We start from the raw sequence: 11,679 nt of genomic DNA, 5'->3' as shown, positions 1-11,679 counted from the left end.
CGCAAGGGTCTCATCAAGGGAGAGGGGACCGGACCCGCCCGACGCCAGGCATCCGGCGCGCTTCCAGGTTCGACCGGACTGAATTCCGGCTTCCGCCGGAATGACGGAGGGGTTAGGCACGAGTCTTCCCCGAATCGCGTAGGGGGCAGGCTCTTTGCGGGACTGACGGTGGGGACCCCTCACCCCAACCCTCTCCCGCGGGGAGAGGGGGCGGACACGGGTATGACGATTGGGCAAGGGTCACCCTGTTCGTTGGCGGGCGATGTGGTGGAGGACGATGGCGCCGGCGGCGGCCACGTTGAGCGAGCCGATGCCGCTGCGCAGCGGCACCCGCACGATCGCGTCGCACGCTTCCCGCACGCCTGGCCGCATTCCGCGCGCCTCGTTGCCCACGACGATGCAGCATGGCGCGTCGTAGGCCCCCGCGTCGAACGGCGTCGCGGCGTCGGCGTCAAGTCCGACGACGCGTATACCGTCCGACCGCAGGGATTTGAGCGCCCGCGCGAGGTTGGTCACGGAGACGACCGTGGAGCGCAGGCTCGCTCCGGCGGAGGCTCGCGCCAGCCCACCGGTCAGCGCCGCGCTGCGCCGCTGCGGCACGATCACGCCGGCGCCGCCGCAGGCCTCGAGCGTTCGGACAAGGGAGCCAAGGTTGCCGACGTCTTCCACCTGGTCGGCGGCCAGGATCAGCGGTGGCTGGGCGCGTCCCGGCTGGGGTTGCAGCAGGTCGCGGAGTCCAGCGTTCGGAGTTGAGTCAATGGTGGCGACGACGCCCTGGTGGTTGCCGCCGAATGCGAGCGAGTCCAACTCGGCAGCGTCCACGAATGCCACCGGCACGCCGGCGGCGCCAGCCAGCTCGCGTAGGGATGCGGTGGATTCAGCGGCGCCGCGGGCGACCATCAGGCGGGTCAGTCGATATCCGGCGGTGAGCGCTTCGCGGACGGGGTGGCGGCCCCAGACGGCTCCGGCTAGGGGTCGGTCGGCGCCTTGCGGCGCCAGATCGTGCCGTCGGGGCCGTCTTCCAGGACGACGTCGAGGTCCGCGAGACGATCCCGGATGCGATCGGCGAGCTCCCATTGCCGCGCCTCCCGCGCCAAGCCGCGAATCTCGACCAGCAACTCAATGTACGGCGCGGCGTCCGCGGCGTCGGCCGCGCCTTCCGAGACTTCCACGCCCAATACGCCCAGCAGCGCCCGCAGGCGGTCCTGCGCCTCGGCCACGGCGGCCGGCGTCGAACTCGGCGCGGCGCGGTTGATGGACCGTCCAAGCTCGAAGAGCGCGCCGATGGCGCGCGGGGCGTTGAAGTCGTCGTCCATGGCGGCTTCGAACTCGCGCTGGGCCGTACGCTGGGCGGCGGCCAGCGTCTCCGCGTCGCCGGAGGAATCGCCGCCGCGCGCGCGAATGATGCCGCGCAGCCGCTCATAGGCGGCGGCGGACGGCTGCAGGGCCTCCATCGAAAAGCCCATGGCCGTGCGGTAGTGCACCGAGAGGAAGAAGAGCCGCAGCACGTCCGGCTCCACGACTTCCAGCACGTCCGCCAGGGTCGTGTAATTGTCGGCGGAGTGGGCCATCTTTTCGCCGTCGGTCTGCAGCAGCCCCGTGTGCAGCCAGTGGCGCACGAAGGGCGACGCCCCGCTGCCGGCTTCGGATTGCGCGATCTCGTTTTCGTGATGCGGAAAGATCAGGTCGGCACCGCCGCCGTGGATGTCGATCTGGTTGCCGAACGCGGTCTGGATCATGGTGGAGCACTCGATGTGCCAGCCTGGGCGCCCACGTCCCCAGGGACTGTCCCAGCCGATCTCGTCGTCCGGGGCGAGCTTCCACAGCGCGAAATCCCGCGGGTCGCGCTTCTCCGGGTCCACCTCCACGCGCGCGCCGGCTTCGACGCCCAGCTCCTCGGTGCGTCCAGACAGGCAGCCGTAATCCGGGAAGTCGGGCACGGAGAAGTAGACGCCCTGTGAGGTGGCATAGGCGACGCCGCGTTCGATCAGATGCTCCACCGCCGCCACGATGTCGGACATGGCGCCGGTAACCGTGGGGTACTCGTGGGCATGGCGCACGCGCAGGCGGTCGAGCACATCAAAATAGGCCCGCGTCTGCTCCTCGGCGTATTCGAGCGGATCCTGACCCGTGGCCCGCGCGCGGTCGATGATCTTGTCGTCGATGTCGGTGAAGTTCTGGAGGTGCCGCACCTTGTAGCCGCGGTACTCCAGGTAGCGGCGCACCACGTCCATGTGGACGAACATGAAGCCGTGGCCGACGTGGGGCGGGGCCTTGGGGGTCATGCCGCAGACGTAAATGCGCACCGTCTCGTCGAGCGGCGTGAAGGGGCGCTTCTCTCCCGTGCGCGTGTCGGAGATGTGAAGCGTCACCGTGGCTGACCGTGGGCGATGCGGCGGCGAATTCTACCGATGACGCCGCGCCAGCAGGACCACGGCGTGGCAGGCGACGGCCCGACCCTGGCCCACGGCGTCCAGGCCCTCATTCGTGGCGGCCTTGACGTTTATGCGGTCGGCGGCGACATCAAGGCACTCCGCCACTCTTTGCTCGATGGCGGGCACGTGCCCGGCGAGCTTGGGCCGCTCCAGCAGAACCGTGGCGTCCACGTTCACGGGCTCCCAGCCGGCGTCGCGGGCGCGGGCGGCCGTCTCGCGGGCGAATCGCGTGCTGTCGGCGCCGCGCCAGGCGGGGTCGCTGTCCGGATAGTGGCGGCCGATGTCGCCGGCCTTGAGCGCGCCGAGGATCGCGTCCACGACGGCATGCAGCAGCACGTCGGCGTCGGAGTGACCCACGGCCCCCTGCTCCGACGGCACCTGCACGCCGCCGATCATCAACGGGCGGCCGGCGGCGAGACGATGGATGTCGTAGCCGTGGCCCACGCGCACCTCGGGCAGGGGCTCTGACGCCTCCGGGTCGTCTACCAGTAGTCCTCCGTGATGACCTGGGACTCGCGGCCGGTGGTGGGAAAGCCCTCGGCGGCGAACACCTCTTTCACGTCGCTGATCATGCCGGGATTGCCGCACAGGTAGGCCGCGCTGCCGGCGACCGAGAGCCGCTCGCGCACCTCGTCGTGGACCTCGGCGGGGAGCCAAGGCTCCACGCGGCCGATGGCGGGCTCGCCGCAGATCATTCGCAGCACGTCGTTCAGACGTCCGCGGCCCATGGGCTCCTCGTACCCGGGGTCCTGTGTGGGTCGGCTGACGACGGGCACGTAGAGCAACTCGAACCCTGCATGGGAGGCCAGCTCCTCCAGCTCGGCGCGGTAGCCGAGCTGGCTGGCGTAGGACACGCCGTGCAGCACCGTGAGACGCCGCGGCGAGCGCCCGTCGCGCTGATAGTCCTGCCAGTAGACGCGGGCCATCGAGACGAACGGGGCGAGGCCCGTGCCGGTGGCGGCGCACACCAGGTCGTGCTGGGAGGTCCGCGAGGGCACGAAGCGTCCCGCGGGACGCGGCATATAGAGCACTTCGTCGCCGGGCGCGTGGCGCCAGAGCGCGCCGGTGAAGACGCCCTGCCGGTTGCTGCCGTCCTCGTCGGCGTCGCGCACCAGGATGACGTAGAACTCGAGCGACGTACGGTCGGCGGGCGTCGACGCGATGGAGAACTGGCGCGGGCGCGGGTCGTCCGCGGGCTGGTCCCAGAAGGCGAGCTGGGTGTACTGGCCGGGCTCGAATTCGGCGAACGGCTCGCCGTCGGGGCGCTCGATGGTAAAGATCGCAAGATCGGGGTCCTCGAGCAGCTCCCAGGACGCCAGCCGCGCGCTTTCCATGCGCTCGCGAATGTCGCGGCGTCGACGGCGCGGGGCGGGGGCCGGGGCTTGCTGGGCGTCAGCCATCACTGCTGCGTGTCAGGGGCGGTCATGGCGTCAGGATAGCCGGGCATTGACGCGACCCGGACACGTGCTGCCTGCAGGTCCGCGGGCCGCGTGATCTTGACGTTGTCGGCGTCGGACTCGAAGACGTGCACGGGCACGCCCTCGTGTTCCAGCAGCGCCACGTCGTCGGTGAAATCGCCCAAGCGGTCGCGGTTGCGCCGGTGGGCCTGGAGCAGGGAGTCCAGCGGACCAATCTGGGGCGTCTGGGCCAGCCACACCTGCTCGCGCGGCAGCGTGCGGCTGACCCGGCCCGCGGGCGTGACGAGCTTGACGGTGTCGACGGACGGCACGGCGGCCACCGCCGCGCCGTGCACGCGTGCCGCCTGGACGCCGCGCGCGATGATGTCGGGGGTCACGAACGGGCGCGCGCCGTCGTGGATGGCGGCGAACGCCGCGCCGAAATCCGCGAGCGCTTCAAGTCCGCAGAGGACCGACCCGGCGCGGGACGTTCCGCCCAGCACCACGCGCGTCACCTTGGTGAACCGGGCCGCGCGAGTCACGTCGGCGAGCCGGTCGCGGTTGGCCGGGCTGGTGGTCACCACCACGTGGCGGATTTCGGGCGCCTGCTCGAAGGCGCGCAGGCTCCAGACGATCAACGGCGCGTCGCCCAGGGGCGTCAGCAGCTTGTCCTCGCCGCCCATGCGGGTTGCGCCGCCCGCGGCCAGCACCACCGCGTCCACGGGGCCCGCGGTCATGGCAACGCGAGAGCGAGGGCCTCCGCGAGATTCGCGGCCCCGAGGCCCTCGGTCGCGCCGTTGCGGGCGCTGGCGGTCGGCACCAGGCAGCGAGTGAAGCCCAGTCGCTCGGCCTCGCGCACGCGCACCGCCGCCGAGGGCACCGAGCGCAGCTCGCCGGAGAGACCCAGCTCGCCGATCGCCGCGACCTGCGGTCCGGGCGCCTGGTCGCGCGCGCTGGACGCGATGGCCACCGCCACTGCCAGGTCGACCGCGGGCTCGCGCAGCCGCAGGCCGCCGACCACGTTGACGTAGACGTCATGCTGGCCGAGCTGCACACCGGCGCGGCGGCCCAGCACCGCCAGCAGCATGTGCAGCCGGTTGAGGTCGAATCCCGTGGCCAGGCGCTTGGGCAGGGCGTAGGCCGTCGGCGCCGTCAGCGCTTGAATCTCGACGACCAGCGGCCGGGTGCCCTCCAAAGGCACGGCCACCGCCGAGCCCGGCGCGCGGGCGTCGCGCTCGGCCAGGAAAAGCGCGGAGGGATTGGGCACCTCGTGCAGGCCGTCGCCGCGCATCTCGAACACCGCCACCTCGAAGGTCGGGCCGAAGCGGTTCTTCACCGACCGCAGCAGGCGCTGGGCGTGGAAGTCGTCGCCTTCGAGGTAAAGCACCGTGTCCACGATGTGCTCGAGGGTTCGCGGCCCGGCCACCGTGCCTTCCTTGGTGACGTGGCCCACCAACATCACGGGGGTTTGGGACGCCTTGGCGAACTGCATGATCTGGACCGTGGCCTCGCGTACCTGGCTGACGCTGCCGGGGGCCGCGGCCAGGCCTTCGACGCGCACGGTCTGAATGGAGTCGACCACGACCAGGCCGGTGCGCAGCCGCTCGGCCTCGGCCAGCGCGCCGCCGACCTCGGTGTCGGGGTAGACGTGAATGGCGCTGGCCTCGAGACCCATGCGCCGCGCCCGCATGCGGACTTGCTGGGGCGACTCCTCCGCCGCGACGTAGAGCACGGGGCGCCGGTCGGTCCCCAACGCGGCGGCGGCGCGCAGCACGAGGGTGGACTTGCCGATGCCCGGGTCGCCGCCGATGAGAATGAGCGCGCCGTCGACCAGACCGCCGCCCAGCACGCGGTCGAATTCGCTCATGCCGGTCGAGCGCCTCGCGGCGGCATCGTCCTCGACCGCGCCGAGCGGCACCGCGGCGACCGACGCCGAAGACGCCGCGCGCGTCGGGCGGTGCTCGGTGATGCTGTTCCAGCCGCCGCAGGCCCCGCACTGCCCGCTCCACTGCTGGTGGCGCGCGCCGCAGTCCTCGCAGATGAAGCTGGCGCGTGGCTTAGCCATCGGGGGGCCTTTGCGGTATTGGTCGAAACCCCGCGTACAAGTTCCGAATGACCCTCACCCTAGCCCTCTCCCTTCCAGGGAGAGGGGACCGGGCCCACCGGCCAATCCCCATTGGCGAAGCTACACAAGGGCCTCAGGCTCGCCTCTACCCCAGCCATTCGGCGCACCCTCGGGTTCGACCGGACTGGATTCCGGCTTCCGCCGGAATGACGGAGCGGAGGCGCCGGGGATTCAACCGGCTTCGCAAACGTTTGGGCGCGCGCATCGCGGCGCGCGGGCCCGACTAGGCGCTGACAGGGGCTCGGGTGGTGATGTCGAGCTCGTCGCCGGCGCGGTCCACGATTACCTTCGAGCCGGTGGCGAAGGCGCCGCGGAGCAGCTCCTCGGCCAGCGGGTCCTCGATGAGATTCTGGATCACGCGTCGCAGCGGGCGGGCGCCGAAGTCCGGGTCGTAGCCCCGCTCGGCCAGCAGTGACTTGGCCTCGGAGGTGACCTCCAACTCCAGCTCATGCTCGCTCAACTGCAGGCGCACCCGGCCCAGCTCGAGATCCACGATGGCCTCGACGTCGGCGCGGGTGAGCGCGTGAAAGACCACGGTGCCGTCGACGCGGTTGAGGAACTCGGGCCGGAAGAGCTTGCGCAGCTCGCCCAGCACCTTGGCCCGCATGTTCTTGTAGCGAGCCTCGTCGGCTTGCTCGCCCTCGTCGAAGTGGAAGCCAAGCGCCGCGCCGCGCTTGATGTGCTGCGCGCCGACGTTGGAGGTCATGATGATGATGGTGTTGCGAAAGTCGACCGTGCGGCCCTTGGCGTCGGTCAATCGCCCGTCGTCCATGAGCTGGAGCAGGATGTTGAACACCTCGGGGTGCGCCTTCTCGACCTCGTCGAGCAGGATCACCGCGTAGGACCGGCGGCGGACGGCCTCGGTGAGCTGACCGCCCTCCTCGTAGCCCACGTAGCCGGGCGGCGCGCCCACAAGACGCGATACCGCGTGGCGCTCCATGTATTCCGACATGTCGATACGGATGAGGGCGTCCTCGCTGCCGAACATGAACTCGGCCAGCGCGCGGGCCAGCAGCGTTTTGCCGACGCCGGTCGGGCCGAGGAACATGAAGGCCCCGATGGGCCGTTGCGGGTCCTTGAGCCCGGCGCGCGCGCGGCGCACGGCGCTGGCGACGGCGTGGATCGGCTCCTGCTGGCTGACGATGCGGCGCGCGAGCACGTCTTCCATGTGCAGCAGGCGCTCGGACTCCTCCTGGCGAATGCGGGTGACCGGAATGCCGGTCCACATGGCGACGACCTGGCTCACCTCGTCCTCGCCGACGTGCGGCGGTCCTTCGCCCTGCTCGGAGGTCCAGGATTGCCGCGCCTCGTTCAACTCGATGCGCAGCTGCTGCTCGGATTGCCGCAGCTCGTTGGCGTCCTCGAAGCGCTGCTCGTTGATGGTGCGCGCTTTGTCGTTGGTGATCTGCTCGAGCTTCGCTTCCAACTCGCGCACGGCGCGCGGGGGCATGCCGTGGCGAATCTTGACTTTGGCCGCCGCCTCGTCCATCACGTCGATGGCCTTGTCGGGGAGGAAGCGATCGGTGACGTAGCGGCCGGCCAGCTCGGCGGCGGCCTTGACCGCGTCGTCGGTGATCTGGACGCGGTGGTGCTCTTCGTAGCGCGGGCGCACGCCGGTCAGGATCGCGATGGTCTCGTCGATCGACGGCTCGCGCACGGTGACGGGTTGGAAGCGGCGTTCGAGCGCCGAGTCGCGCTCCACGTATTTGCGGTACTCGTCGAGGGTGGTGGCGCCGATGACCTGCAGCTCGCCGCGGGCCAGCGACGGCTTGAGGATATTGGCGGCGTCCACCGCGCCTTCGGCCGCGCCCGCGCCAACCACGGTGTGCAACTCGTCGATGAACAGGGCGCAGTCGCTGGCCGACTTGAGCTCGTCGATGACCTTCTTGAGCCGCTCTTCGAACTCGCCGCGATACTTGGTGCCGGCGACGAGGGCACCCATGTCGAGCGTGAGCAGCCGCCGGCCGCGAAGCGACTCGGGCACGTCGCCCGAGACGATGCGCTGCGCCAGACCCTCCACGATGGCCGTCTTGCCCACGCCGGGGTCGCCGATGAGCGCCGGATTGTTCTTGGTGCGGCGGCTGAGAATCTGGATGACGCGCTCGACCTCGTCGTGACGCCCGATCACCGGGTCCAGCTTGCCGGCGCGCGCCGCCGCGGTGAGGTCGATGCCCATCTGATCGGCGACGGGAGTCTTGGAGCCGCTCTTTTTCGCTTCGCCGCGACCGCGCTCGGTGGAGTTCTGGCTCACCAGTTGGACGACCTGGGCCCGCACCTTCTCGAGGTTCACGCCCAGGCTCTCGAGCACGCCGGCGGCGATGCCTTCGCCCTCGCGCACCAGGCCAAGCAGCAGATGCTCGGTGCCGATGTAGTTGTGCCCGAGCCGCCGCGCTTCCTCGATGGAGAGCTCGATGACCCGCTTGGCGCGGGGCGTGAGGCTGATGTCGCCCACCACCATGCGCTCGCCGCGGCCGATGATGAACTCCACGGCGTTGCGGACTTTGTTCAGCTCGACGCCGAGGTTGGTGAGCACCTGCGCGGCGATGCCCTCGCCCTCGCGCACCAGACCAAGCAGCAAGTGCTCGGTGCCGATGTAGTTGTGATTAAACCGAGTCGCTTCGTCCTGGGCAAAGACCAGGACTTTCTTCGCCCGCTCGGTGAACTTATTCAGGCGGTCGTTCACCTGACATCCCCTGCAGCGGCCCCGGTGTCGACCGTGGGCGGTGGCCTACGCCTCCATTGTCGCACTATCGGCGACCTCGGTGGGTAAGGGAGACAACCGGATCCGCCGCCGGCCGGCGTCGATGCTCAGGATCTGGAACTTGCCGAAGTCGCCTTCGCGCATCGAGTCCAGCGCCGCGTCGCCGAGATCGGAGGCGTGGGCCAGCCCTTCGATGCCGTCGGTGAGCCGCACGAAGGCCCCGAACGGCGCCAGCTTGGTCACCTCGCCCTCGACGATCTCGTTCACGCCGTACTTGGACTCCAGCGACTGCCACGGGTCCTTGGTCGCGCGGCGCAGGCTGAGGGCGATCTTCTTGTCCTCGCGGTCGAGGGACAGGACGTAGACCTCGATCTCCTGACCCGGCTTCAGAATCTCCTCGGGGCTTTCCACCCGGCTCCACGAGAGCTCGGAGATGTGGGCCAGGCCATCCGCGCCGCCCAGGTCGACGAAGGCGCCGAAGCTGCAGATGTTGCTCACGATGCCCTGCCGCACTTGACCGACCTGCAGTTCGTCCAGCAGCACCTCGCGGCGGCGGGACCGGACCTCGCGCTCGGCGACGCGCTCGGAGAGGATCAGGCGATTGCGGCGACGGTCGAGCTCGATGATCTTGACGTTGATCTTGCGGCCGACCAGTTCCGCCAGCCGCGCGGCCAACTCGTCTTCGGTCTCGTCGCTGGCGCCGCGGCGCAGGCTGGTGAGCTGTGACAGCGGCACGAAGCCGCGCGGCCCCACGTCCACCAGGACGCCGCCCTTGTTGTATTCGAGGATCGTGGCGTCGATGATCTCGCCCTTTTCGAAGAGCTCCTCGGTGGCGCGCCAGACCTTTTCCTGCTCGGCGCGGCGGAAGGAGAGCATGGCGCGCCCGTCGCCCTCCGGCTGCACCACGTACACGAGCACCGTCTCGCCAAGCGAATAGGTCGGGCGGGGCTCCTCGAGCCGGTTGTCCCACTGCTCGCGCTCGGGCACGAAGCCCTCGGCCTTGAGGCCGATGTCGACCAGGATCTCGTCGGGCTCGATGCCAACGACGACGCCCTCGAGGACGTCGCCGCGGCCGATGCTCGGCAGCTGCGCGGTTGCCTCTTCCAACAAGGCTTCCATGGACTCAAGCGCCGGCATCTCGTCCGGCGGCATGGTCTCCGCGACGGCGGCGGCGGCCGGCGCGTCGTCGGTAGTGGTCAAGCGCGCACCTCTATTACTTCGGAATCGAAGAAAAGTCGTCTGGGACCCGAGTATAGCAACGGGGCTTTCTGCTGCCGGGGATTTTTCTGGTGGACTTCGCGGCCATGCGATAGGCCGTTTATTCCATCGTCATGCGCGCTGGAGGCGTTCCCTGCATTCATGACATGCACCCAATTTCCAGCCCATTCCCACCTAGAGACGCTTGCCAATTCCGGCACGGGCGGTTCGCAAACCGCCTCACCCCATGTAGCCAGGCGCAACCGGACTGGATTCCGGCTTCCGCCGGAATGACGAATTTGCGACGCCAAGGTGTCATCCGGGGAGTGGGGGGAAGGCGGACCGTGGCGGCGGAGCGGGGGGAGTGCGCCCCGGCCGCGCGCGTGAGCCCGCTTAGGGCATCTGGAACCCGCCGTCGTAGCTGATGTTCTGCCCGGTGATGTACTCGGTTTCCTCCGACAGCAGGAACGCGGCAATGGTGGCGACGTCCTCGGGCACCTGGGCGCGGCCCAAGGGGACCATCTTGATCATCTCGGCGAACACCTCGCCGGCTGCCCGCCCCTGGCGGCCGCCTCGCTCGCGGTCGATCTTCTCCCACATGTCGGTATCCACGAGGCCGGGGCTGATGGCGTTGACGCGCACCTGATGCTCGCTCAGCTCCAGGGCCAGATTGCGCGTGAGCCCGTGCAGCGCGGTCTTGCTGGTGCTGTAAGGCCCCAGCCACAGCGAGGGTCGGCGGGACGACGCCGAGGAGATGATGACGATGCTTCCCTTCCCGCGTGGCGTCATCACCCGTCCGGCGGCCTGACAGAAGAAGAACGCGCCGTCCAGGTTGACCGCCATTACCTGGCGCCACTCATCGGGCGAAACCTCCAGCAGCGGCCGGATGGTGATGATGCCGGCGTTTGCGACCGCGCCGGTGAGCCCGCCCAGGTCGGCGTCCACCTCATTCACCCAGGCCGACACGGCGTCCGGGTCGGTGACGTCCAGCGCGTCGCCGCGCGCGCGCCGGCCGGTCTGCTCGATCTCAGCCGCCACCGCGGCGGCGCTGTCGCCGTTGATGTCGGACACCGCGACGGCCCAGCCTTCGCGGGCCATGCGCAACGCGATCGCTCGACCGATGCCGCGTCCGGCGCCGGTGATGGCCAGTGCCCCCGCCATTTGGTCCCCCTGCGTCTTGTTAATGGCTCCCGACTCAGCGCCGCCGACGGCCCGGAACCGTTTCTGAATCTCGGCGCGACGCCCTCAGTGCGCCATCGTACGTGCCGTGGTGGATGGAGGCGGTGCGGACGGCAAAGCCGGGGAGTCGTCCGGTCCTTAGGCAGTCTCCGGCGCGACGAAGGCCACCCGCGGGAGCAATCGATCGTCAAACTCATCCAGGCGCTCCGGACCCAGTGCTTCGAGCGCCGCCAGCGCCCGCGCCGCATCCCTCCGCAGCGCTGACACGTCCACCCCAAGGCACACCGGTTCGAATCGCTCCAAGCGCGCCAAGCCGTAGCGCAGCAGGTTGCAGGCGCCGCGATGGTTCCCGCGCGAAAGGTGATAGCACCCCACGCCGACCTGCAAGATCCCGCGGTACAGATCGCGCACCGTTCCCGTTTCGGCCCGCCAGGCGTCTTCCAGGACCTCGTGTTGGGCATAGAAGGCGCGCTGATTGAACAGCGCCGCCCCGCGCAGCAGCGCCTCGTCCGGCGAATCGTCGCAGCCGCGGGGCACGGAAGCCTTGCCGCACACGCCGATTTCCCCTCGCCTCGCGCCAGTGTGGCCACGCGGTGCGCCGCCATCAGGGCGACGCCAGCATAGCCAGGCGGCACGCGGGTCCGC

Annotated in this window: 10 protein-coding genes; all 10 read right to left on the bottom strand. The window is 69.9% G+C overall.

The features are described from left to right. Nucleotides 1-240: 240 nt before the first annotated feature. On the bottom strand, nucleotides 241-1,077 hold the full coding sequence (gene rlmB, locus OXG33_03735; protein ID MCY4113038.1) for a 23S rRNA (guanosine(2251)-2'-O)-methyltransferase RlmB: 837 nt from the start codon (nucleotides 1,075-1,077) through the stop codon (nucleotides 241-243). Further along, the gene (gene cysS / locus OXG33_03730) at nucleotides 969-2,372 is read right to left on the bottom strand and encodes a cysteine--tRNA ligase (protein ID MCY4113037.1); all 1,404 of its coding nucleotides are present in this window, start codon (nucleotides 2,370-2,372) and stop codon (nucleotides 969-971) included. Before cysS ends, rlmB begins: the two co-directional genes overlap by 109 nt. A gap of 33 nt (nucleotides 2,373-2,405) precedes the next feature. Further along, on the bottom strand, nucleotides 2,406-2,885 hold the full coding sequence (ispF, locus tag OXG33_03725; GenBank protein MCY4113036.1) for a 2-C-methyl-D-erythritol 2,4-cyclodiphosphate synthase: 480 nt from the start codon (nucleotides 2,883-2,885) through the stop codon (nucleotides 2,406-2,408). A gap of 32 nt (nucleotides 2,886-2,917) precedes the next feature. Beyond that, nucleotides 2,918-3,835 carry a hypothetical protein gene (locus OXG33_03720; GenBank protein MCY4113035.1) on the bottom strand — a complete coding sequence of 306 codons (918 nt, stop codon included), beginning with the start codon at nucleotides 3,833-3,835 and terminating at the stop codon, nucleotides 2,918-2,920. Beyond that, nucleotides 3,835-4,569, bottom strand: coding sequence for a 2-C-methyl-D-erythritol 4-phosphate cytidylyltransferase (gene ispD, locus OXG33_03715; GenBank protein ID MCY4113034.1), 735 nt, complete (start codon nucleotides 4,567-4,569; stop codon nucleotides 3,835-3,837). The genes OXG33_03720 and ispD overlap by 1 nt, the downstream gene beginning before the upstream one ends. Beyond that, nucleotides 4,566-5,897 (bottom strand): DNA repair protein RadA, encoded by a 1,332-nt coding sequence (gene radA, locus OXG33_03710; GenBank protein ID MCY4113033.1) that lies wholly within the window; start codon nucleotides 5,895-5,897, stop codon nucleotides 4,566-4,568. The genes ispD and radA overlap by 4 nt, the downstream gene beginning before the upstream one ends. Before the next feature lie 283 nt (nucleotides 5,898-6,180). Beyond that, the gene (locus OXG33_03705; GenBank protein ID MCY4113032.1) at nucleotides 6,181-8,640 is read right to left on the bottom strand and encodes an ATP-dependent Clp protease ATP-binding subunit; all 2,460 of its coding nucleotides are present in this window, start codon (nucleotides 8,638-8,640) and stop codon (nucleotides 6,181-6,183) included. A 45-nt stretch (nucleotides 8,641-8,685) separates the two neighbouring features. After that, on the bottom strand, nucleotides 8,686-9,858 hold the full coding sequence (locus OXG33_03700; protein ID MCY4113031.1) for a S1 RNA-binding domain-containing protein: 1,173 nt from the start codon (nucleotides 9,856-9,858) through the stop codon (nucleotides 8,686-8,688). 390 nt (nucleotides 9,859-10,248) lie between these two features. Further along, nucleotides 10,249-11,016 (bottom strand): SDR family NAD(P)-dependent oxidoreductase, encoded by a 768-nt coding sequence (locus tag OXG33_03695; protein ID MCY4113030.1) that lies wholly within the window; start codon nucleotides 11,014-11,016, stop codon nucleotides 10,249-10,251. Between the two features lie 156 nt (nucleotides 11,017-11,172). Next, on the bottom strand, nucleotides 11,173-11,571 hold the full coding sequence (locus OXG33_03690) for a DUF309 domain-containing protein (protein ID MCY4113029.1): 399 nt from the start codon (nucleotides 11,569-11,571) through the stop codon (nucleotides 11,173-11,175). Nucleotides 11,572-11,679 lie beyond the last annotated feature (108 nt).

Source organism: Chloroflexota bacterium (genome assembly GCA_026708035.1).
Classification (GTDB): Bacteria; Chloroflexota; UBA11872; order UBA11872; family UBA11872; genus JAJECS01.
Note: the sequence above shows the minus strand (reverse complement) of the source record. Positions and strands in the feature narration are given on the sequence as shown.

What these genes read in the sequence shown, in the direction of transcription:
- rlmB (MCY4113038.1), bottom strand. Translation starts at nt 1,077, where the DNA reads ATGGGAGCTCGCCGATCGCATCCGGGATCGTCTCGCGGACCTCGACGT.
- OXG33_03720 (MCY4113035.1), bottom strand. Translation starts at nt 3,835, where the DNA reads ATGGCTGACGCCCAGCAAGCCCCGGCCCCCGCCCCGCGCCGTCGACGC.
- ispD (MCY4113034.1), bottom strand. Translation starts at nt 4,569, where the DNA reads ATGACCGCGGGCCCCGTGGACGCGGTGGTGCTGGCCGCGGGCGGCGCA.
- radA (MCY4113033.1), bottom strand. Translation starts at nt 5,897, where the DNA reads ATGGCTAAGCCACGCGCCAGCTTCATCTGCGAGGACTGCGGCGCGCGC.
- OXG33_03695 (MCY4113030.1), bottom strand. Translation starts at nt 11,016, where the DNA reads ATGGCGGGGGCACTGGCCATCACCGGCGCCGGACGCGGCATCGGTCGA.